Annotated in this window: 26 protein-coding genes and 1 tRNA gene; 19 read left to right on the forward strand and 8 right to left on the reverse strand. The window is 66.1% G+C overall.

Annotated elements, in window-relative coordinates; genetic code table 11:
* Positions 1–16 precede the first annotated feature (16 nt).
* From AAHS21_RS07845 to AAHS21_RS07855, 3 genes are read right to left on the reverse strand one after another with little or no spacing between them, the layout of a single operon-like run.
* Positions 17–775, reverse strand: a complete 759-nt coding sequence (locus AAHS21_RS07845; RefSeq protein ID WP_342927138.1) for an SDR family oxidoreductase — start codon at positions 773–775, stop codon at positions 17–19.
* Position 776: 1 nt separating this feature from the next.
* Positions 777–1,823 (reverse strand): phosphotransferase family protein, encoded by a 1,047-nt coding sequence (locus AAHS21_RS07850; protein ID WP_342927139.1) that lies wholly within the window; start codon positions 1,821–1,823, stop codon positions 777–779.
* Between the two features lie 52 nt (positions 1,824–1,875).
* Positions 1,876–2,547, reverse strand: a complete 672-nt coding sequence (locus AAHS21_RS07855) for a class I SAM-dependent methyltransferase (protein ID WP_342927140.1) — start codon at positions 2,545–2,547, stop codon at positions 1,876–1,878.
* A 107-nt stretch (positions 2,548–2,654) separates the two neighbouring features.
* On the opposite strand from AAHS21_RS07855, the gene AAHS21_RS07860 reads away from it, so the two are divergent.
* Both AAHS21_RS07860 and AAHS21_RS07865 read left to right on the forward strand, forming a co-directional pair.
* Positions 2,655–3,263: a histidine phosphatase family protein gene (locus tag AAHS21_RS07860; RefSeq protein WP_342927141.1), complete on the forward strand. Its 609-nt coding sequence runs from the start codon at positions 2,655–2,657 to the stop codon at positions 3,261–3,263.
* A 9-nt stretch (positions 3,264–3,272) separates the two neighbouring features.
* Entirely contained in the window at positions 3,273–4,319 is a 1,047-nt protein-coding gene (locus AAHS21_RS07865) for a phosphotransferase family protein (RefSeq protein WP_342927142.1), read from the forward strand.
* Here the strand turns inward: AAHS21_RS07865 and AAHS21_RS07870 are convergent.
* Positions 4,316–4,726 (reverse strand): lipopolysaccharide assembly protein LapA domain-containing protein, encoded by a 411-nt coding sequence (locus AAHS21_RS07870; protein WP_342927143.1) that lies wholly within the window; start codon positions 4,724–4,726, stop codon positions 4,316–4,318. The genes AAHS21_RS07865 and AAHS21_RS07870 overlap by 4 nt on opposite strands.
* A 103-nt stretch (positions 4,727–4,829) precedes the next feature.
* On the opposite strand from AAHS21_RS07870, the gene AAHS21_RS07875 reads away from it, so the two are divergent.
* From AAHS21_RS07875 to AAHS21_RS07895, 5 genes are read left to right on the forward strand one after another with little or no spacing between them, the layout of a single operon-like run.
* Positions 4,830–5,777 (forward strand): ABC transporter substrate-binding protein, encoded by a 948-nt coding sequence (locus tag AAHS21_RS07875; protein ID WP_342927144.1) that lies wholly within the window; start codon positions 4,830–4,832, stop codon positions 5,775–5,777.
* 22 nt (positions 5,778–5,799) lie between these two features.
* Positions 5,800–6,891 (forward strand): ABC transporter ATP-binding protein, encoded by a 1,092-nt coding sequence (locus tag AAHS21_RS07880; RefSeq protein WP_342927145.1) that lies wholly within the window; start codon positions 5,800–5,802, stop codon positions 6,889–6,891.
* Between the two features lie 2 nt (positions 6,892–6,893).
* Complete coding sequence (locus AAHS21_RS07885; protein WP_342927146.1) at positions 6,894–7,580, forward strand: ABC transporter permease; 687 nt, start codon at positions 6,894–6,896, stop codon at positions 7,578–7,580.
* The gene (locus tag AAHS21_RS07890; protein WP_342927147.1) at positions 7,577–8,320 is read left to right on the forward strand and encodes an ABC transporter permease; all 744 of its coding nucleotides are present in this window, start codon (positions 7,577–7,579) and stop codon (positions 8,318–8,320) included. The genes AAHS21_RS07885 and AAHS21_RS07890 overlap by 4 nt, the downstream gene beginning before the upstream one ends.
* A 5-nt stretch (positions 8,321–8,325) precedes the next feature.
* Complete coding sequence (locus AAHS21_RS07895; protein WP_096290533.1) at positions 8,326–8,922, forward strand: putative glycolipid-binding domain-containing protein; 597 nt, start codon at positions 8,326–8,328, stop codon at positions 8,920–8,922.
* On the opposite strand, the gene AAHS21_RS07900 is transcribed toward AAHS21_RS07895, so the two are convergent.
* Positions 8,885–9,829 carry a prephenate dehydrogenase gene (locus AAHS21_RS07900; protein ID WP_342927487.1) on the reverse strand — a complete coding sequence of 315 codons (945 nt, stop codon included), beginning with the start codon at positions 9,827–9,829 and terminating at the stop codon, positions 8,885–8,887. The two genes, AAHS21_RS07895 and AAHS21_RS07900, sit on opposite strands and share 38 nt — an antisense overlap.
* A 143-nt stretch (positions 9,830–9,972) precedes the next feature.
* On the opposite strand from AAHS21_RS07900, the gene AAHS21_RS07905 reads away from it, so the two are divergent.
* The 10 genes from AAHS21_RS07905 to AAHS21_RS07950 all read left to right on the forward strand — a co-directional run bounded on the left by AAHS21_RS07905 (position 9,973) and on the right by AAHS21_RS07950 (position 17,596).
* Positions 9,973–10,494, forward strand: coding sequence for a tRNA adenosine deaminase-associated protein (locus AAHS21_RS07905; protein WP_342927148.1), 522 nt, complete (start codon positions 9,973–9,975; stop codon positions 10,492–10,494).
* Positions 10,495–10,529: 35 nt separating this feature from the next.
* Entirely contained in the window at positions 10,530–10,988 is a 459-nt protein-coding gene (locus AAHS21_RS07910; RefSeq protein WP_342927149.1) for a nucleoside deaminase, read from the forward strand.
* A gap of 29 nt (positions 10,989–11,017) precedes the next feature.
* Positions 11,018–11,107 (forward strand) — tRNA-Ser (locus AAHS21_RS07915).
* A gap of 215 nt (positions 11,108–11,322) precedes the next feature.
* On the forward strand, positions 11,323–12,396 hold the full coding sequence (locus tag AAHS21_RS07920) for a GGDEF domain-containing protein (RefSeq protein WP_342927150.1): 1,074 nt from the start codon (positions 11,323–11,325) through the stop codon (positions 12,394–12,396).
* A gap of 186 nt (positions 12,397–12,582) precedes the next feature.
* Positions 12,583–13,224: a TetR/AcrR family transcriptional regulator gene (locus AAHS21_RS07925; protein WP_342927151.1), complete on the forward strand. Its 642-nt coding sequence runs from the start codon at positions 12,583–12,585 to the stop codon at positions 13,222–13,224.
* 41 nt (positions 13,225–13,265) lie between these two features.
* Positions 13,266–14,033, forward strand: a complete 768-nt coding sequence (locus tag AAHS21_RS07930) for an SDR family oxidoreductase (RefSeq protein ID WP_342927152.1) — start codon at positions 13,266–13,268, stop codon at positions 14,031–14,033.
* A 9-nt stretch (positions 14,034–14,042) separates the two neighbouring features.
* A complete protein-coding gene (locus AAHS21_RS07935; protein WP_342927153.1) occupies positions 14,043–14,486 on the forward strand; it encodes a nuclear transport factor 2 family protein in 444 nt (147 codons plus the stop codon).
* A complete protein-coding gene (locus AAHS21_RS07940; protein WP_342927154.1) occupies positions 14,483–15,325 on the forward strand; it encodes an enoyl-CoA hydratase/isomerase family protein in 843 nt (280 codons plus the stop codon). Before AAHS21_RS07935 ends, AAHS21_RS07940 begins: the two co-directional genes overlap by 4 nt.
* Positions 15,326–15,346: 21 nt before the next feature.
* Positions 15,347–16,450, forward strand: a complete 1,104-nt coding sequence (locus AAHS21_RS07945) for a nitronate monooxygenase family protein (protein ID WP_096290522.1) — start codon at positions 15,347–15,349, stop codon at positions 16,448–16,450.
* 57 nt (positions 16,451–16,507) lie between these two features.
* Positions 16,508–17,596, forward strand: a complete 1,089-nt coding sequence (locus AAHS21_RS07950) for a Rieske 2Fe-2S domain-containing protein (RefSeq protein ID WP_342927488.1) — start codon at positions 16,508–16,510, stop codon at positions 17,594–17,596.
* Positions 17,597–17,609: 13 nt separating this feature from the next.
* On the opposite strand, the gene AAHS21_RS07955 is transcribed toward AAHS21_RS07950, so the two are convergent.
* Positions 17,610–18,740 carry a cellulase family glycosylhydrolase gene (locus AAHS21_RS07955; protein WP_342927155.1) on the reverse strand — a complete coding sequence of 377 codons (1,131 nt, stop codon included), beginning with the start codon at positions 18,738–18,740 and terminating at the stop codon, positions 17,610–17,612.
* A gap of 95 nt (positions 18,741–18,835) precedes the next feature.
* Positions 18,836–19,360 carry an NINE protein gene (locus tag AAHS21_RS07960; protein WP_342927489.1) on the reverse strand — a complete coding sequence of 175 codons (525 nt, stop codon included), beginning with the start codon at positions 19,358–19,360 and terminating at the stop codon, positions 18,836–18,838.
* 163 nt (positions 19,361–19,523) lie between these two features.
* On the opposite strand from AAHS21_RS07960, the gene AAHS21_RS07965 reads away from it, so the two are divergent.
* Positions 19,524–19,856: a PE domain-containing protein gene (locus AAHS21_RS07965; protein WP_342927156.1), complete on the forward strand. Its 333-nt coding sequence runs from the start codon at positions 19,524–19,526 to the stop codon at positions 19,854–19,856.
* 81 nt (positions 19,857–19,937) lie between these two features.
* On the forward strand, positions 19,938–20,324 hold the full coding sequence (locus AAHS21_RS07970; protein WP_096290518.1) for a DUF2237 domain-containing protein: 387 nt from the start codon (positions 19,938–19,940) through the stop codon (positions 20,322–20,324).
* Here the strand turns inward: AAHS21_RS07970 and AAHS21_RS07975 are convergent.
* Positions 20,314–21,213 (reverse strand): helix-turn-helix domain-containing protein, encoded by a 900-nt coding sequence (locus tag AAHS21_RS07975; protein WP_342927157.1) that lies wholly within the window; start codon positions 21,211–21,213, stop codon positions 20,314–20,316. The genes AAHS21_RS07970 and AAHS21_RS07975 overlap by 11 nt on opposite strands.
* Positions 21,214–21,254: the final 41 nt, after the last annotated feature.

The following is a 21,254-nucleotide window of genomic DNA, read 5'->3' on the forward strand; positions in this document are numbered from 1 at the left end:
TGAATACTCCTGCCTTTTAAGGGATTCCGCCGTCGGTCCGCAGAATCGAACCGGTGGTGAAACTGGACGCGTCGGACGCCAAGAACAATGCCGCACCGACAACCTCGCGCGGATCGCCGGCGCGCTTGAGGTGCAGGTGGCTGAAGTTGTCGTTCCCGGACAGATCCCACGCCTTGCTGACGTCGGTCAGGTAGGGCCCGGCCATCAGCGTGTTGACCCGTACCGTCGGACCGAAGGCCTGTGCCAGCCCTTCGGTCATCGCGTTGAGCCCGGCCTTGGCGGCCGCGTAGGGGATGATGCCGCCGTTGGGCCGCAGCGACCCAGTCGAGCTGACGTTGATGATCGACCCGCCACCGGCGGCCACCATTCGTTCACCCACCAACGCCGACAACCGAAACGGCCCTTTGAGATTCAGGTTCACCACCGCGTCGAACAGCTTCTCGGTGACGTTGCTCAGCTTGTCGTACAGCGGCGACATGCCCGCGTTGTTGATCAGGGTGTCGACCTTGCCGAACCGCTCGTAGGTGGCCTCGACCAGGCCGTCGAGCTGGTCCCAGCGTCCAACGTGCACGCCGTAAGGCAGCGCGGATCGTCCGGTTTCGGCCGCGATCTCCCTGGCCACCGCCTCGCAGTTCTCCAAGTTCCGGCTCGCGATCACTACGTCGGCGCCGCAGTGCGCGACGGCGAACGCCATCTCCCGCCCGAGTCCACGGCTGCCTCCGGTGATCAGCACTACGCGATCGGTGAGGTCGAAAAGTTCGTCGGCGTAACCCATTTCAGCGGCGCCTGGTCGGCAGGCCGCGAGCCATCTCGGCCGCCGTCGCGATGAGCTGAAGAATCATCGGGCCGAACGCGTCGGTGATCTTGGAGTCGACCTTTCCGGTCCGCACACCGGCGGCATACGTCTTTTCCAGCACGATGCCCAACTTCCAGTTGGCCAGTACCAGGTAGTAGTCGATGTTCTCGGTGGAAAGCCCGCTGACTTTCTCGTAGTGGCTCAGCAACTCGCTGCGCTTGGGCATCCCGCTCATGTCCAGATAAAACCCGTCGCCCTTGGGGTTTTCGCCGTCGTAGCCCAACAGGCACCAGGCCAGATCGAGCAGCGGATCACCGACCGTCGTCATCTCCCAGTCCACGATCGCGGCGAGCTGAGGCTGACTGCCGTGCGCGAACATCACGTTGGCGAACTGGTAGTCGCCGTGCATGATGCCCGGCTGGTACTGCGCGGGCCGGTTGCGGCGCAACCAATCGGCGGCCTCGTTCAGGCCGGGCAGCTCGCGCACCTGGTAGGCGTCGAGGAATGCCAGCCATCGATCGACCTGCCGATCGTGGAATCCGTCCGGGCGCCCGAAGCCCTCGAGTCCTTGGCCGCGCCAGTCGACCCGGCCCAGCTTCGCGGCGCCCTCGACGAGTTCGAACGCGAGGCCGCGGCGCGCATCGAAGTCGGTGTCGAACGGTGGCTGCCAGCCGCCCTCCATCGGGCTCCATCCGTCGATCGCCTGCATCACGTAGAACGGCATGCCCAGCACGGTGCCGCTGTCGTCGGCGGCGATCAGCGCGGCGTGCGGCACATCGGTACCGGAAAGCGCCCGCACCAGCCGGATCTCGCGCAGCAGGCCGTCGATGCGCGCGGCGTCCGCGCGGGCCCCGGGCATGCGCAGCACCATGCGCTCGCCGCCCCGCCGAATCAGATACAGCGTGTTCTGCGAACCGCCTTTGAGCTGCTCCAGGAGCGGCTTTTCGCCGCTTCCGGGAGCGTCTTTGGTGTCGAGCCATCGACCCAGTACGCCCGGGTCCAGTTGGGTTTCTCCAGCAGTCGTCATTGTCCGCACACCCCACTCTCTGTGTGGAGAATACCATTCTCCACACCCGCCGCTAGTCCGGCTTGTGCGCGCTGAGCAGGAACCCGCGTGCCATGAAGTGCCCATCGTCGTCGCGTTCGATGTTCGGCAGGTCGGCATCGAGGGCGGCCGCGTTGCCGTAGAGCTTCGCGGGGTGGACCTCGTCGACCTGCCACACCGTCGAGACGACGTCGCGCAATTCGCCTTCGGTGAAGCCCTGCGGACCGGGCCGGTCGCCGGGTTCACCGAGCGCCCCGGCCGCGAAGGCCAGAATGTACAGCGCCGCACCGGGCGCAGCTGCCCGAAAGATCGACCGCAGATAGCCCGAACGCCCCTCGGCCGGCAGGGCATGGAACAGCCCGCTGTCGAGGATGGTGGAGAAGCGGCCTTCGGAATCGGGTGGGTAGTCACCGAATTTGGTGACGTCGGCTTGCGCGAAAGTCGCTGTTGTCAACCCTTGTTCGGCGGCAGCCGCGGCCGCGGCATCGATCGCCGTCGCGCTGGCGTCCAGCCCGACGACCGTGTAGCCGCGCGCGGCGAGGGCCAACGACAGGGCGGCGTGGCCGCACCCGGAGTCCAGCACGTCGCTGCGGATCTTGCCTTGACCGATGAGGACCGCCAGTTCGGGCTGCGGCCGGCCGATGCTCCACGGCGGTGGTGATTCTTGTCGGTAGGCGGCGTCCCAATCGATGCTCGGCTGGGTCATCTGTCCTCCTCGGGATGGGGCCTCCCTTGCAGATTAGGCGGCGGCCGCGCCCGTGGCGGCGGGCGATGAGAAACTGCGAACAATCCACTCCGACGACAGGGAGAGACATGCAAGTGCTTCTGGTCCGGCATGCGCTGCCGTTGCGCAGCGAACACGGCCAGGGTTCGGACCCGGACCTTTCGGAAGAAGGGGTAGCCCAGATCGCGCGGCTGCCCGAGGCGCTCGCCAGGTTCCCGATCTCCCGGGTGATCAGCAGCCCGCAGCGGCGTGCCGTCCAGACCGCCGAACCGGTCGCAGCGGCCCGGCAGCTGTCGGTCGAGATCGACGATCGCTTCGCCGAATACGATCGCGACCTTCCGGTGTACATCCCGGTCGAGCAGATCCGTGCGGAAAACCCGAAGGAGTGGGAGCGGCTGGCGCAGGGTCACTTACCCAGTGCGGTCGACGAAGACGCGTTCCGCGCACGGATCCGGGCGGCGATCGACGACCTCGTCGCGTCCGCGGACCCCGAGGACACCGTCGCCGTGTTCAGCCACGGCGGGGTGATCAACCTCTTGCTGCACGAAATCCTAGGCACGAAGCGGCTGTTGTCGTTCCCCGTCGACTACGCATCGGTGACCCGATTGTTGTATTCGCGGACCGGTCAGGCGACCGTGGCGGGGGTCAACGGTGTCGAACACGTGTGGGACCTGTTGCCGCGCAATCAGCGATGGTAGACAAGTTCGGTGACTTCGGCTGATCGACTCGACGGGCTGGACCTGCCCGCCCTGGACCGGTATCTGCGTTCGCTCGGTATCGAGCGCGACGGCGAGTTGCGCGGAGAATTCATCTCCGGCGGCCGCTCCAATCTCACCTTCCGGGTCTACGACGACAAAACGAACTGGCTGGTGCGGCGTCCACCGCTACACGGGCTGACCCCGTCGGCGCACGACATGGCACGCGAGTACAAAGTGGTGGCGGCACTGCAGGACACGCCCGTTCCGGTGGCCCGCGCGATCGCGCTGTGCGAGGACGACTCTGTGCTGGGTGCGCCGTTCCAGATCGTCGAGTTCGTCGCCGGGCAGGTCGTCCGCCGCCGCGCTCAGCTCGAGGCCTTCAATCACACCGTGATCGACAAATGCGTCGACTCGTTGGTCCGGGTACTCGTCGACTTGCACAACGTCGACCCGAACGCGGTGGGACTGGCCGATTTCGGCAAGCCCAGCGGTTATCTGGAGCGCCAAGTGCGGCGCTGGGGCTCGCAATGGGAACTGGTGCGGCTGCCCGACGACCACCGCGACTCCGATGTCGAAAGATTGCATTCCGGTCTGCAGCAAGCGATTCCGCCGCAGAGCCGTACGTCGATCGTGCACGGTGACTACCGGATCGACAACACCATCCTGGACGCCGACGACCCGACGCGGGTGCGTGCCGTGGTGGATTGGGAGCTCTCGACGTTGGGGGATCCGCTCTCTGATGCGGCCCTGATGTGTGTGTACCGTGACCCGGCACTGGATCTGATCGTCAATGCGCAAGCCGCCTGGACGTCGCCGCTGCTGCCGACAGCCGACGAGCTGGCCGACCGGTATTCGCTTGTCTCCGGTTTGCCGTTGGCGCACTGGGAGTTCTACATGGCGCTGGCGTACTTCAAGCTCGCCATCATCGCCGCCGGCATCGACTTCCGCCGGCGCATGTCGGATCAGGCCAGCGGCAAAGACTCCGAGCACACGCCCGAGGTGGTTGCGCCGTTGATCTCTCGTGGACTCGCGGAATTGGGCAAGCTGCCCGGTTAGGCGCGCACCGCCGCCGCGTGATGTTTCTTGGCCGCGCGACGCAGCTGCAGAATCCGTGCGGTGCCGACGGCCACCGTGAGCAGGCCGCCAACCACCGCCGCCAGCAGGATGGCCACGCCTAGCGGCAGGCTCCAATGCCACACCAAGAACTGAAACGGCGTCGATGTCGTGTTCTGCGTGATGAAGATCAGCAACAGGATCAGGATCAGGAAGCCCGCGATCAGTGCGGACCACAGCGCGCCGGCGCGGGTGAACCCGATGGCCGGTTCCTTGGGGCGCGTGGCCGCATGGGGCGGTTGCGCGCCGCCGGGAGGCGCTGGGGGAGGCACAGGGGCGGGCTCGGCGGGATGCGCCGCAGTCGGCTCATGCGGCGGCTTACCCGGCAAGCCAGGGTCGGTGCTGCTCATAGATTCATCTTTGTCCCATCCTGGCGAGAATGAAACCAAACCGGGCAAACCGCCTGCTTCGTGGCCACAGCGCCCGGCCTGCTATGCCGTTACTGTCAGCGTCATGAGGATGCTGCGGCGCCCGCACCGCGTGATCATCCCCGCGGCGGCGTGCCTCGTGGTCAGCTGCCTCGTCGCGGCGTGCAGCAATTCCGATCCGCTGGCGCCGGAGACGCGCAGCATGAAATCCATCGTTATCGGGTCCGCCGACTTCCCGGAATCTCAGATCATTGCCGAGATCTATGCACAAACGTTGCAGGCCAATGGGTTCGACGTGGGACGACGGATGGGCATCGGGAGCCGCGAGACGTATATTCCGGCGCTCAAAGACCATTCCATCGATTTGGTACCGGAGTACGTCGGCAATCTGCTGCGCTACTTCGCGCCCGACTCGACCGCGACCATGCTCGACGCGGTGGAATTGGAGCTCTATCAGAAATTGCCGGGTGACCTGTCGGTTCTGACGCCGTCACCGGCGTCGGATACCGACACGGTGACCGTCACGGGCGCAACGGCCGCCGCGTGGAACCTCAAAACCATCGGCGATCTGGCCGCGCACTCGGCGGAGGTGAAATTCGGGGCGCCGTCGGCCTTCGTGAACCGGTCGTCCGGCCTGCCCGGGCTCCGGCAGAAATACTCGCTCAACATCAGTCCCGCCAACTTCATCGCGATCAACGACGGTGGCGGTGCGGTTACAGTACGCGCACTGGTGGAGGGAAAGGTGAACGCGGCCAACATCTTCACTACTTCGCCGGCGATCGCGCAGAACCATCTGGCCGTGCTGGCTGACCCCGAACACAACTTCGTGGCCGGCAACATCGTGCCGCTGGTGAATTCGCAGAAGAAGTCCGATCGCCTCAAGAATGTCCTGGATGCGGTCTCGGCCAAGCTGACCACTGAGGGTCTGGCCGGTCTCAACGCCGCAGTGGCCGGCAACTCTGGCATCGACCCCGACCAAGCCGCACGAAACTGGGTGCGGGACAACGGCTTCAACCATCCGATTACGCAATGACGACCGGTCTGGGGGTAAGACGGTGATCGTCTTCGACGATGTCTGCAAGACATTCGCCGACGGGACCACCGCCGTCCATCGGCTCAGCCTGGTGGTCCCCAACGGCAAGCTGACGGTGTTCGTGGGTTCCTCCGGGAGCGGCAAAACCACCGCGCTGCGGATGATCAACCGAATGGTCGAGCCGACGTCGGGCACCATCACCGTCGACGGTCGGGACGTCAGCGGCGTCAACCCGGTGCAGCTGCGGCTCGGAATCGGTTACGTGATCCAGCATGCCGGGCTGATGCCGCATCAGCGGGTGATCGACAACGTCGCGACCGTGCCCGTGCTGCGGGGGCAATCCCGCCGACAGGCCCGCAGGGCCGCCTACGAGGTGCTAGAACGCGTCGGGCTGGACGCCAAACTTGCCAACCGTTACCCGGCGCAGCTCTCCGGCGGAGAACAACAACGCGTCGGCGTGGCACGCGCACTGGCCGCCGATCCGCCAATCCTGTTGATGGACGAGCCATTCTCGGCCGTCGACCCCGTGGTTCGCCTTGAGCTGCAGAACGAAATACTGCGTCTGCAAAACGAACTGCACAAGACGATCGTGTTTGTCACGCACGACATCGACGAGGCGCTCAAACTCGCCGACCGGGTCGCGATCTTCGGCCGTGGCGGCGCGCTGCAGCAGTACGACGAACCCACCCAACTACTTTCACGACCGGCCAACGATTTCGTGTCCAGATTCATCGGCCTCGGCCGCGGCTACCGGTGGCTGCAGCTGATCGATGCGAATGGCCTGCCGCTGCACGACGTCGACACGCTCCCGGTCGGCGGCCTTACCGATCGTCCGCTGACCGGGTGGGCGGTGGTGGTCGACGACGACGGCCGCCCGCTGGGCTGGATCGACGGCGAGGGCCTGCGGCGCCACGGTGGCGGCGCGTCGTTGATCGACAGCATGAGCGGCATCAGTGCGTTGTTCCGGCCCGGCGGCAATCTCAGCCAAGCGCTCGACGCGGCGCTGTCGTCGCCCTCGACGGTGGGGATCGCCGTCGACGGGGAAGGCAAGGTCATCGGCGGGGTATTGGCTGCCGACGTGCTGGCCGCGGTCGAATCCCAGCGGCGGATCTGACCATGCACTATCTGTTCACCCATCTCGGCGACGCCTGGACGCTGACGGTGATCCATCTGCGGTTGTCTTTGGTACCGGTGCTGATCGGGCTGCTGATCGCGGTGCCGCTGGGGGTGCTGGTACAGCGTGCTCCGATTGCGCGGCGGCTGACGACGGCGACCGCCAGTGTGGTGTTCACCGTGCCGTCGCTGGCGTTGTTCGTGGCCCTGCCGGTGCTTATCGGAACCCGAATCCTGGACGAGGCCAACGTCTTGGTCGCTCTCGCCGCGTACACCGCCGCGCTGATGGTGCGCGCGGTGCTCGAGGCCTTGGACGCGGTGCCCGCTCAGGTCCGCGACGCCGCCACCGCTGTCGGCTACTCCTCCGTCAAACGGATCCTGAAAGTTGAGCTGCCGCTGTCAATCCCGGTCATGATCGCGGGGTTGCGGGTGGTCGTGGTGACCAATATCGCAATGGTGTCGGTCGGTTCGGTGATCGGCATCGGCGGCCTGGGCACCTGGTTCACCGAGGGATATCAGACCGACAAGAGCGATCAGATCCTGGCCGGCATCATCGCGCTGTTCGTACTGGCCGTCGTGATCGACATGTCGATCGTGCTGGCAGGCCGATTCGCCACCCCCTGGTCCCACGCGGGTGCGGTCACGCGCCGACGGTCCGTGGTGGCCCCGGTCGTCGGTGGTGCGCGATGAACTTCGCCCAGCAGGCGGTGTCTTATCTGCTGACCGCCGACAACTGGACCGGTCCGGTCGGCCTCGCGGCGCGCATCTTGGAGCATCTGGAATACACCGCCCTGGCGGTGGGCGCATCGGCGGTGATCGCGATCCCGATCGGGATGGTCATCGGCCACACCGGCCGCGGCACGCTGCTGGTGGTGGGTGCGGTCAACGGGCTGCGCTCATTGCCGACACTCGGGGTGCTGCTGCTGGGTGTGCTGATGTTCGGCCTGGGCCTCGGGCCGCCGCTGGTTGCCTTGATGCTGCTCGGTGTGCCGTCGCTGCTGGCCGGCACCTACGCGGGCATCGCCAACGTCGACCCGGTGGTGGTCGACGCAGCCCGCGCGATGGGCATGACGGAGGCCCAGGTGCTGCTGCGCGTCGAGACGCCCAACGCGATGCCGTTGATCCTCGGCGGGTTGCGCAACGCGACGCTGCAGGTCGTCGCCACCGCGACGGTGGCCGCTTATGCCAGTCTCGGTGGGCTCGGCCGCTACCTGATCGACGGGATCAAAGAACGCGAATTTCAACTCGCCTTGGTCGGCGCGCTGATGGTGGCCGGGCTCGCACTGATCCTCGACGGCCTGCTGGCAATGGCGGTCTGGGTTTCGGTGCCCGGCACCGGGCGATTGCGCAGGCCTCATCGGCGAATCGATGTGACGGCGGACCCAGTTGCCGACCAGCCTGCCGTAGCGGGTGGGCACGTCTTACGGTAGGGAGTGTGAACAGCCCCTCTGACCCAACCGGCAGCGTCTGGCCCGCGATGCTGACCTGGCGTGCACCGGACATCTCGCGCATGGAATCGGTGCGAGTGCAGGTGTCCGGCAAGCGGATCAGGGCGGCCGGACGCATCGTGGCCGCGGCTACCGCGACGAACCCGGCATTCGGGGCTTTCTACGAAGTGCAGACCGACGAAACCGGAGCTACCAAGAGGTTCGGGCTGACGATCACCCTGGCCGAGCGGGAGCGCCAGCTTGCCATCTCCCGCGACGAAGAGAACATGTGGATGGTCACCGACCACCAGGGCGAGCGTCGCGAAGGGTACAACGGCGCACTCGACGTGGACGTCGTGTTCAGCCCGTTCTTCAACGCGCTGCCCATCCGGCGGCTGGGGCTACACGAGCGGGCCGAAACCATCACGCTGCCGGTGGTCTACGTCAACGTGCCGGACATGACCGTCACCGCGGCCACGGTGAGTTACGCCAGCTCCGGTGGCGGTGCGGGGATCAAGCTGCACTCACCGGTCGCCGACACCACGGTGAGCGTCGATGCCGATGGGTTCATCGTGGACTATCCCGGATTGGCAGAGCGGATCTGATCACCCCGCCCGCCCGGCCGGCGGCGGCCAGCTCTTGGCGCCAGCCGTCCGCGCCGATCGTGACGGTGAAGATGTCGGAGCGCGGGAAGCGGTCGTAGCGCGTTCGCGCGGCATGGCCCGCCTCGACGAGTTCGGCCACCGAGTTGTCCCAATCCAGCGAGTCGCGGGCACGGCTGAGCAGGTCCAGCACCCGGTCGACGGCCGTCAGCAGATGGGCGGTGTTGCCTTCGCACATCGCGCGCACCAGGTCGGGGGCGCTGCCCGCCACCCTGGTGCCGTCCCGGAAGGACCCGGCGGCCAGCGCGAAGGCCAGCGGCACCTCGGCGGCCGTCACCGCCAGCGCCTCGGCGAGCAGGTGCGGCAGATGTGAGATGGCGGCCGCCGCGGCGTCATGCTCGTCGGATCTGGCCGGCACCACGGCCGCACCGCAATCCAGCGCCAGCGTCATCACCATCCACCAGACGACCGGGTCCACATGGTCGTCCACGCTGACAACCCACGGTGCCGCCGTGAACAATCCGGCATGGCCGGCCGCCCAACCCGAGCTCTCGGTGCCCGTCATCGGGTGACCGCCGACAAAGCGGTCCTGCAGACCGGCCGCGACCACCTCGTCGAGGACCGCTGTTTTGACGCTGGTGACGTCGGTGAGAGGGCATTTCGGAGCCAGATCGCTGATGTGGGCGAGCATCGCCGGCAGGGCGGGCATCGGCACCGCCAGAACGATCAGGGCGCCGCTATCGGCGGCGCGCGTCAACGTGTCGGCGAGCTCGGTCGATGCGTCAAAGCCGTCGGCCAATGCGCCGCGCGCGCCCTCCACCGAGCGGTTGTAGCCGAACACGTCCCGGCCGGCGGCCGCGGCCGCGCGCATGAGCGAACCACCGATAAGTCCCAACCCGAGGACACACACCGGGGGCTTGTTCCCGGTCCCAGTCGCCGTCCACGACACAGACCTAGGTTGGCACAGTCGGGTCGGCAACCGCGGCTGGAGGTCCCCTTGCTGGGTTGCGCTGTCTGGTCAAGCCGCCTGGTCAGCGACTAGCGTAGGCGCCCATGGGACGAGAGCGGGCCGCAACGCAAGGCCCGTCCGTGGATACACCGGACGGCTTTGGCATCGCCGTGGTGCGCGAAGAGGGCCAATGGCGGTGCTCGGTGATGGCCCCCAATTCGCTGACGAGTCTGGCTGCGGCCGAGACAGAACTGCGTGAACTGCGTAGTGCGGGAGCGGTCTTTGGTCTTCTCGACATCGACGACGAGTTCTTCGTCATCGTGCGCCCGGCGCCGTCGGGAACCCGGTTGCTGTTGTCGGATGCCACGGCCGCATTGGATTACGACATTGCCGCCGAAGTTCTGGACAGCCTGGACGCCGACATCGATCCCGAGGACCTCGAGGACTCGGAGCCGTTCGAAGAAGGCGATCTCGGGCTGCTGTCCGATATCGGGCTGCCCGAGGCGGTTCTGGGTGTCATCCTCGACGAGGCCGACCTCTACGCCGATGAGCAATTGGGCCGCATCGCTCGCGAGATGGGCTTTGCCGACCAGCTGTCGGCGGTGATCGACCGCCTCGGTCGGTGATCGACCGCTTGAGTCGCCGCCATCAAACTCGGTCGGTGAGGACTGACGAAGATCTGATCCGCGCCGCGCTGGCGGCCGCCGCAACGGCAGGCCCCCGAGATGTGCCGATCGGTGCGGTGATTGTCGCCGCCGACGGAACCGAACTCGCCCGCGCGGTGAATGCCCGTGAGGCTTTTGGTGATCCGACCGCGCACGCGGAAGTCTTGGCAATCCGCGCGGCGGCCGCCGTGCTGGGCGATGGGTGGCGGCTGGAGGGAGCCACGCTGGCGGTCACCGTCGAACCCTGCACGATGTGCGCGGGTGCGCTGGTGCTGGCGCGTGTCGCGCGGCTGGTGTTCGGCGCGTGGGAGCCCAAGACCGGTGCGGTCGGATCGTTGTGGGACGTGGTCCGCGACCGTCGGCTCAATCACCGCCCCGAGGTGCGGGGCGGTGTGCTCGCCGCGGAGTGCGCCGCACCACTGGAGGCGTTCTTCGCCCGCCAGCGATTGGGGTGAGTGGCTCCTGGTTCTGTAAGCTGCTCGGCGGTGGCGTGTCCGAGCGGCCTAAGGAGCACGCCTCGAAAGCGTGTGACGGCTAAAACCGTCCGAGGGTTCAAATCCCTCCGCCACCGCCAATAGCTTCCCGCGAAGAATCGCGGGTGATTGCCAGCGCCAGGAAGCCTCGACCCGCCGGGCCCGGTTGGCGCGTTGCCGGTGCGGCCATCCACCCCGGCTTTCTCGGCGATTCGCGGCATTTGTAACCCGCGATCCTATTTACTGTGACCCAACTCACTCGGTGGCAACCGGCCGCGTAGTTCGTGGGGCTAGTGAGTGCGGGAGGGGCTGGACGATGACGTGGCTGGCGACGTGGTGGGAGCAGGATCACCATTTCGATTGGCTGACAGGCTATTTGCAGTCGCACGGGCTGGGTTCCAACACACGCAGGCTGTTGGCCGGGGTGGCGGCCTCGTTGATCCTCGTGCCGGCCAACGTGTGGTTGGATCCGACCTTGCCGCTGCGGCCCGTGGCGCTGGCCTATTCGGCCTTGGCCGCTGCGATCGGGCTGGGCATGGCCTCGCTGTGGTTGCGCGGGTGGCCCACCCGGCGGCAATCTCTGTTCTTCATTCTGACCGGCAGTGTGATCATCGCCCTCGGCTGCATTTGGCAACCCCAGCCACTAATAGGGCTGATGGCCTGCTCGGCCATGGCGGTCACCGGCGGTTACCTCGCGTTCTTCCACACCGCCAAGTACATGGCCCTGAACTTCGGCCTGGCCTTCACCATCGCCGTCGTGGAAGCGGCGCGTCTGGCCGCCACGGGGCAAGTGATGCTGGCGTTCACCGGCTGCTTTCTGGTCCTCGAACTCAACGTGGTCGTCCCGTTGGCGATTCAGATCGTCGTGCGCGCACTCTGGGTCGATCTATTGCGCGCCAACCGCGACCCGTTGACCGGCCTGCTGAATCGGCGCGCCTGCGATCGGGCCATTGTGGGGCGGATGCTTGTCGGCGCCGACGACATGTTTTTGATGGTGGCGATGATCGACCTGGACCGGTTCAAAACCCTCAACGACACCCGCGGCCACGCCGCTGGTGACCAGGCGCTGGTCGCGGTTGCCGGCGCATTGAACACCGCCTGCAGCGAGACCGCCATCGTCGGTCGCGTCGGTGGGGAGGAATTCCTGATCGCCGAGATCGTGACGGCAGAACAGCGACCAGGGTGGGGTCTTTACCTCTGTGACGCCGTGGCCGCAATCGACGACCCCGTGACCGCGAGCGTCGGAATCGCCGCCCTGCCGTTGCGCGACATGGTCACCGATTATGCCGACGAAGCGTTTCGCCAGGTGGTCGCCCGTGCCGACAACGCCATGTATGAAGCCAAACGTCGCGGGGGCAATCAAACTCGTCACCACGAGGTTGCAGTCTGAGTCGGCGCGGAAATCGCTTGGTGACCAATTCGATTGCCCGCGTGACCAATTCACCGTCTTCCAGCGACAGACCGGCCACTGGTTCGGCGACCGTGTGCAGCGAGTCCGGGCCGATTCTGTAGGCCATCAAGCAGGGGCGTCGTACTACGGTTCAAATCCTTCGGCGACCGTGGGTATGGTTCGACGATGACGCCGAACGGCGCAGCGCGAGAGCGGCGGGACACGTCGGCCATCCGAGCTGACGAATCCGACGCGGCGCGTGGGCGCCCGCGCGACATGCAGCGCCGCGCCGCGGTAATCTCGGCCACCCGGGAACTGTTGATCGCCAACGGCTATGAAGAAATCACGTTGGCCGGCGTCGCGCGTCATGCCGGAGTGTCGCGGCCGTTCGTCTACGAACACTGGGGCAGCAAGTTCGCGCTGGTCGAGGACGCCATCTTTTCCGTCCCGGGCGAATATCCCGCTATCGACCACCTCTCGTTCGCCGATGCATTGACCAGCCTGATCACCGGCATGGTCCGCGTCCAGTCGGACCCTGCCTATTTGGCGGGCATGCCGGGAGTCGCGACCGTGCTCTACAGCCGGCCCGACTTGGTCGAACAGGTCGAAGCGCGCTACATGGCCCCGGTCCGGGCGATGTGGGTCCGACTGATCGAACGCGGAAAGGCCGAAGGTCTGGTGCGATCGGAGGTCGACGGGAGTGCGCTGATGGACACCATGCGCGGTGCGGTCACGCTGCACACCTCGGTGAACAAGGCACTCGGCGAGGCCGAACTGATCGCGCACCTGAAGTCGTTGATCCTGCACGGGATCGGCGTGCGCGAATGACTCTCGTCTGATTTTCTTACACGATGTAAGGTAATGGCGCCATGAAATCGCTGCAGGCACTCTTCGACCTCACCGGCCGCACCGCCATCGTCACCGGCGGCACCCGCGGCATCGGCCTGGCCATCGCCGAGGGATTGGTCGAGTACGGCGCCAATGTGGTGGTCGCCAGCCGAAAGGCCGACGCGTGTGCCGCGGCGGCCGACAAGCTGCAGACGCTCGGCCCTGGTCGAGCCATCGGCGTGCCGACACACGTGGGCGACCTGGACGCCATCGGCCGTCTCGTCGACGCCACCGTCGCGAAGTTCGGCGGAATCGACATGGTGGTCAACAACGCCGCCAATGCCCTGGCGCTGCCACTGGGTGAGTTCACCCCGGAAGCGTGGTCGAAGTCGTTCTCGGTCAACCTGCAAGGCCCGGTGTTCCTGGTCCAGGCGGCGTTGCCGCACCTGCGCCAAAGTGAGCACGCATCGATCCTCAACGTCGTCTCCGCTGGTGCCTTCATCTATTCGCCCGCGACGTCGATGTATTCGGCGGCTAAAGCCGCGATGGTGTCGTTCACCCGGTCTATGGCCGCGGAGTTCGCGTCGCAGGGCATTCGGGTCAACGCCTTGGCGCCCGGTTCGGTCGACACCGACATGGTCCGGGCCAACCCGCCGGAGTTCATCGAGGTGATGAAGGCGTCCGCCCTGCTGAAGCGGATCGCCGACGCCACCGAGATGGTGCCTCCCGCACTGCTATTGCTCTCCGACGCGGGGAGTTACATCACCGGGCAGACCATCATCGCCGACGGCGGCATGGTGGCCAGGTAGGAGGCGATCGTGACCGACACCCACAGCGCGACGCGCGAAGCCAACAGGCAGACCCTGCGGCGGGCGATGGACGGCATCAGTGCGCTCGACCTCGACGCGGTCCTGGCTGAACTCCACGACGATGTCCGATTCGAATTACCTTACGAGGCAGCGGTTCCCGACTCCGGCCGAGACGGCATCCGGGAACTACTCGGGTCCATGTTCGTCATGTTCGGCAAGTTCACGGTCACGCCGACCGACATCTATGACCTGCTTGACCCGAACATGTTGGTGGCGCGCTATCGGGGCGACGCCCTTGGTCGGGACAAGCCCGTCGTCTACCAGAATGACTACCTCGGCGTGTTCGAGTTTCGCGACGGTAAGATCACGCTCTGGCGCGAGTTCGACAATCCCATGGTGTCGGCCGCGATGGTCGCCGGTTTCGCCGCCGACTCCTCCGGGACCGGCTCGTGAGCGCCGCGATCAGCGTCGAGCGCCTCGACGAGGGTGCGATCGCCATCGTCACGATCAACCGACCGCAGCGCCGAAATGCCTTGGACTCACAGACTCTCGTCGACATGCATCGGCTGCTGGACGGAATGAACGGCGATCCCACGCTGCGCGCGATCGTGGTGACGGGTGCGGGTGTCTCGTTCTGCTCCGGAGCGGACCTGAAGTCGCGGCCGGATGACCTTTCCGACAGTGCCGGCGTCCCGTACGCCGAGCTACGCTCGACCGCCACGTCGACCGTCGCCGTCACGATGGCCGCACAAGAACTCATGGCCTCGGCCTTCGAAAAGATTCACCGGCTGCGGGTGCCGGTCATCGCCGCGGTCAACGGATTCGCGTTGGGCGGCGGCTTCGCGCTGGCGTTGGCCTGCGATATTCGGTATGCCGCGGAATCGGCGACCTTTGGTGCGGTTTTCATCCGGCACGGGGTGTCGGCATGCGACATGGGCACCAGCTACTTCCTGCCGCGGTTGGTCGGAGCGGCGCGGGCGGCCGAATTGATGCTCACCGGAAGGGTTTTCGACGCGGCCGAAGCGGCCGCCATCGGGCTGGTTTTTGAGGTGGTCGACGCGGCGAGCCTGCTCGACACGGCGATCGTCAAAGCCCGTGAGATAGCTCAGAATTCACCATTGGCCGTCTGGATGACCAAGGAAACGATGTGGCAGACCATCGACTCGCCGAGCCTGCGTCATGCGCTCGACCTCGAGAACCGAACACAGGTGATGTGCACGGGCACGGGAGACCTGGCCAACTCGTTCGCCGCCTTCCGCGACGACGGCACCGCTCGTTGGAACCCACTGTGACTCAGAAAGGCGACTGAAAGTATGGCGAATTCCCTGTGTGAGCGTCTCGGCATCGAGTTCCCGCTATTCGCGTTCTCGCACTGCCGCGACGTGGTCGCCGAGGTCAGCAAGGCCGGCGGATACGGGGTGCTGGGCGCGCTGGCCTACAACGCCGAGCGCCTCGAGGTCGAGCTGTCCTGGATCGACGAGCACGTCGGTGGCCGGCCCTACGGGGTGGATTTCGCGATGCCGGAAAAGTTCGTCGGCAAGGGCGAGCCCTTCAGTCTTGATGCGCTGCGTGAGCTGATTCCGGCCAGCCACACCGAACACATGGAGAAGGTGCTCGCCAATCACGGCGTGCCGCCGCTGCCGGAGGACGCCGAGCGGCGGGTAATCGCCGCCGGTCTCGGGGTCGAGGCCGAAGGGCCGGGCCAGGTAGAGGTCGCGCTGCGGCACCCGGTGTCGATGATCGTCAACGCGCTTGGCCCGCCACCGGCCTACGCCATCGCCGCCGCACACGAAAAGGGGGTCCTGGTAGGCGCTTTGAGTGGTTCGCCGCGGCACGCTCGGCGTAACGTCGATGCGGGAGTCGACGTGATCATCGCCCAGGGCGGCGAGGCCGGGGGACACACCGGCGAGATCGCCACGATGGTGTTGGTGCCCGCGGTAGTCGATGAGGTCGGGCCGGACATCCCCGTGTTAGCCGCCGGCGGCATCGGTAACGGCAGGCAGATGGCGGCCGCGATGGCCCTTGGCGCACAAGGGGCTTGGACCGGATCGCTGTGGCTGACGGTCGCCGAGGCGTCGACGGAGCCGTGGGTGGTGGAGAACTTGTTGAAGGCCGGCTACTCCGACACGGTGCGTTCGCGCGCGATGACCGGCAAGCCGGCCCGTCAGATCCGTACCGAATGGACCGAGGCATGGGAAGGCCCCGACAATCCCGAACCCTTGCCAATGCCGTTGCAGGGCATCGTGTATGCGGATGCATCCGCGCGGTTCATGCGGGCGCGCTCGAGTGCGTTGTCGGGCTCGCCGGCGGGGCAGATCGTCGGGTCGATCAACAAGGTACGGCGCTCGCGCGACGTGGTTCTCGACATCGTCGAGGAATACCTGGCCACGGTCCGGCGACTGGCAGAAGACGGCTAAGGAGGAATCGCTGTGGTTAGCAACGACGACGTCCGGGACATCGACACCGGCGTACCCATGACGCGCTTCGCCCGCGGCTGGCACTGCATCGGCCTGGCCGAAAACTTCCGCGACGGAAAACCCCATGCGATCAACGCATTCGGGACCCGTCTCGTGGTGTTCGCCGACGCGGCCGGCGAGGTGCATGTCCTCGACGCGTACTGCCGCCACATGGGCGGCGACCTGTCCCAGGGGACCGTCAAGGGTGATTCGGTGGCCTGCCCGTTTCACGACTGGCGCTGGCAAGGCTCGACTGGGCGTTGCTCATTGGTGCCCTACGCCAAGCGCACACCCCGATTGGCACGGACACGGCGCTGGCCGACCGGAGAGGTCAACGGCCAATTGCTCGTCTGGCACGATCCCGAGGGGTCGACGCCGGCGCCGGAGCTCTTCCCGCCGACGATCGACGGGTACGCCGAGGGGCAGTGGTCCCCGTGGTCGTGGAACTCGATCCTCATCGAGGGCTCACACTGCCGCGAGATCGTCGACAACAACGTCGACATGGCCCACTTCTTCTACATTCACCATGCTTACCCGACGTTCTTCAAGAACATCATCGAAGGCCACACGGCGACCCAGATCATGGAATCCAAGGCCCGGCCCGACACCACCAAGAACTACGAGAAGCTCTGGGAAGGAACGAAGCTTCGCTCGGAGGCAACGTATTTCGGCCCCGCGTACATGATCAACTGGTTGCACAACGACGTGGCGCCGGACTTCACGATTGAAGTCGCGCTGATCAACTGCCACTATCCGGTCACGCACAACTCATTCGTGCTGCAGTGGGGCGTGGCCGTCCAGGAACTTCCCGGCCTGCCGGCCGACAAGGCGGCCAAGCTCGCGGCCGCGATGAGTCGATCGTTCGGCGAGGGTTTCCTCGAAGACGTCGAGATCTGGAAGCACAAGACACGCATCGAGAATCCGTTGCTCACCGAGGAGGACGGCGCGGTGTATCAGCACCGGCGCTGGTACGAGCAGTTCTACGTCGATGCCGCCGACGTCACCCCGGCGATGACCGACCGCTTCGAAATCGAGGTGGATACCAACCACGCCAACACTTCTTGGCAGCGCGAGGTTGCGGAGAACCTCGCGGCAACCGTGCGGTAATCGTGACGGCGGGCTAGCCCAGCCCGCCGGTCAGTCCCCGAGCCGCCTGCATTTCGGTCGCCCGGTATGGGCGTCCATCGGGTAGCAGCAGGTCGTGGAACCACAGTTTGGGCGGTGCCGGGTACGGGTGATTCCACGAGTCCCACGGAAAATAAGTCTGGGTTTTGCCCGCCACCAAACCCCAGTTGAACGCACCGACGTTGTGTCGCTTGGCAATTGGCAGGATCGTTTCCAGCGTGCTGCCTTGGGACCGAGCCATGTACTCGGTGCACAGGATCGGTCGCCCCAGCGGAGCCAATTCGTTGATCTTTGACTCGAACTCGGCCGGTTTGCCGTAGTTATGGAAGGTGATCACGTCGGCGTTGTCGAGTTGGATGGCACTGATCGCGCTGCGGCTTCCCGGGTCTCCCCAGGCTCCCTGCCACACACCGCTGGTCAACGGCTGCGCGGGGTCGACCGCTCGCGCCCACCGGAACACCTGGGGAAGCAGGTCGGCCACCCGCTGCAGCTTGTCTGCGCGCTCGACCTTGCGGTACTCCTTGGCGGGATTGTCGGGTTCGTTCCACAGATCCCACCCCAAAACCCGGTCGTCATTGCGGAACTGGCTCAACACTCCCGTGACGTAGTCCTGCATGACTGGGACGTAGCGGGGATCGCCGAGGCGCTCGGCGCCCGGACTCTGCACCCAGCCGGAGTTGTGCACCCCGGGTACTGGCGCGTGCTGCGGGCCGGCCTTCGGCAGCGGGTCCCAACAGGAGTCGAACAAGACGAAGAGCGGCTTGATGCCATGGCGCGACGCGATTCCGACAAACTGGCTCAGACGGCTTTGGAAACCCTGGCGGTCCGTTGCCCACAACTGATCGTGAAGGAAGACCCGCATGGTGTTGAAACCGAGTGTGCGGGCTACGCCCAGCTCGCCGTCAATGCGTTGTGGGTCAAACGTTCCCGGCTGAAACATCTCCAGCTGATTGATCGCGGTCGACGGGATGTAGTTCGCGCCGACAAGCCAACCTTGTGCGCGATACCAGGCGTTGGCACGGTCCGGCGACCACCGTGTTGCCTCAGCAAAAGCGCGGGGCGCTTGGGTCAGCGCCGCACCCGCTGCCAGCATAATGGGCAACTTCAGGGCCGTTCGGCGGTTCACGAAGTGACACTAGATTTCCCTTGTCGCACAGGCGGTTCGACGCGCCGATCGCAATGTATTGAGATGGGAATTGTGACCTGATCGTGATCTGTGAACTAGCGAAGCTTGCGGCCGTAGCTGTCTTTCACGCTGCCGGTGAACATCATGATCGCATCGACGACGGCCCACACGGCGCTGCCGAGTAAGACCGGCAATGCGATAAAGCAGAACAGGCTGAGGACAAGTCCGACGAGACCGAGTACCAGCTGCGCAACCGCGATCTGGGTCGAGTCGATGTAGAAGCGGCCAATGCCGAACACCCCGAAGAAGAGCTGCAACAGACCCGCCGTGGTACCGGATTTGTCGGACAGCGCGACGCCCGTGGCGGGATCGCGCCCGAACGGCGCTTGGGGATCAACCCCCGGATACCCGCCATAGCCGGGATACGGCTGCAAAGGTGGGTAGCCGGGATGCGGCGGCACGTAACCGGGGTGCGGCGGCACGTAGCCGGGCTGCGGAGGGTAACCGGGGTACCCCGACTGCGGTGGCATCGGCGGGCCCGGCGGCGGCACGTAGCCGGGCGGCTGCCAGCTCTCGGGCGGCGGGCCGCCGGGAAACCCGGGCGGGTTGGGCGTCGACATCGCCTGAGTTAACCCCGCCGCGGCGGGTGAGTCCATTCGCCCTGGATACTGCCCGACCACTCCGCGACCGACCGTCTAGCAGAAGGCAATATTTGTAGATCAAAACAATTGCATACTGCTACTATCGTATCCTACATTGTTTTGCTGACCCGGGAGTGCGCCGATGCGGTCCATGTCCTTCGACCCTGCGGTGGCCGTCGTGGGCACTGAGATCGTCGGCAGCGCGACGCAGGCACTTGCGACCAGTGCCGGGGCGGCGCCAGCCGTGGCCGCGCCGGCTCCCGCCGGCGCCGAAGAGGTCTCGGCTCAGGCGGCCGCGGCGTTCGGGGCGGAGGCCAGCCATATGCTGGCTCTGCTCAACGCGGCGCACGCGGAACTGGCGCGGACGGGCAACGCCCTGGTCGAGATTGCCCGGATCTATGCAGACACTGATGCCGTCGCGGCTCGCCGGCTGAACCAGGTCCGCACTGACGTCGCCTTCCGGCTGGCTGGGTGAGGCCAGTGGCACGGCAGATTCACAGGGCACAGTCGGTGCTGTCTCTTCTAACTTTGGCCCCGACGGCGCGATACTAACCAGATGTCCGATCGCAACGTGCTCGGCGGCCCGCTGCAGCCATGTGGCACCGAGCCCTTGACCGGCTTCTACCGCGACGGTTGCTGCTCGAGCGGAGCCGAGGATGTCGGTCGCCACACGATCTGCGCGGTGATGACCGCCGATTTCCTTGAGCACCAACGTTCCATCGGCAATGATCTGCTGACGCCGGTTCCCGAGTACCGTTTTCCCGGCCTGCTGCCCGGCGACCGATGGTGTGTGACCGCCCTGAATTGGTTGCGGGCTCACCGCGATGGTTGCGCCGCGCCGGTCGTGTTGGCCAGCACCCACGAACGCACGCTCGAGGTGGTGCCCCTCGAGGCGCTGCTGGAGCATCAAGTCGACGTTCCCGACGATTTGGCTAACTTGTAGGGCTCGGGATCTGCGCTTCGATCCGTCGGGCCGCGGCGCACACCTGCTCACTGAGCCTCGCGACGTCCGACCTTCTCAGGTCGGTGAAGGGTGCGACGCTGACCGACATCGCGACCACTGCGTCGTCGTCGAAGATCGGGGCGGAAATGGTGGCGATACTGTGCGCCGAGTTCTCGGTGAGCTCGGCGTCGAGCACGTCGATCACCGTGAGGTCCGCGAAGGCCCGCGCCAGGTGTGCGGTGATCGCGTCGGGCTCGCCGTCACCGCGCAGTGCCCGCAGTGCCGCATACACCTGAAGGTATTCGCGGCTGAGCCGTTCGACGGTGTATCCACGATGCCGAATCTCGCTGAGCACCGCGGTGATTCGCCGGGACAGCGCGGTGGACGGTCTTCCCATGCCCTGCAGCCAGGCACGCTGCGCGGGCGCCTGGCTCCAGGCGAGGTAGTCGCGGCCGAACGGCGCTACCAACGGCATGCGCAGTCCACGGTCAATGCGCATCCCGGACGAGGATTCGCCGGCGGTATCGGTCACGACAATGGCATTCCCCTCGCGGCGCGCCAGAAATGCTTGTGCCGCCGACGTTTCGGCGAGCTGCTGCAAGACTCCCCGAAAGACCCGGTCGCCGGTCGGCTTCGCCAGCGCAGCGATGCCCGGCCCCCAGGAGTAGGCGGCCGTGTCGATGTCACGCACCACCCAGTGATGGGCGGTCAGGGTCGTCAGGATCGCGTGCCCAGTAGCGCGGCTGATGCCGAGCTCGCGGGTGATCTCCGCGAGTGAGAACGCTCGCGTGGGTCGGGACCCCAGCAGCCGCATGACCGCGACCACGCGCTCGGTCGGTGGCGACGCGGGTTGACGAGGCGTCAGTCCCGCGTCTACCGTCCGTATCACATGTCGAATGATACGTCGAATATTCGACACCTCAAGGAGGC

It is taken from the genome of Mycobacterium sp. 050272 (genome assembly GCF_039023525.1).
Lineage (GTDB): Bacteria > Actinomycetota > Actinomycetes > Mycobacteriales > Mycobacteriaceae > Mycobacterium.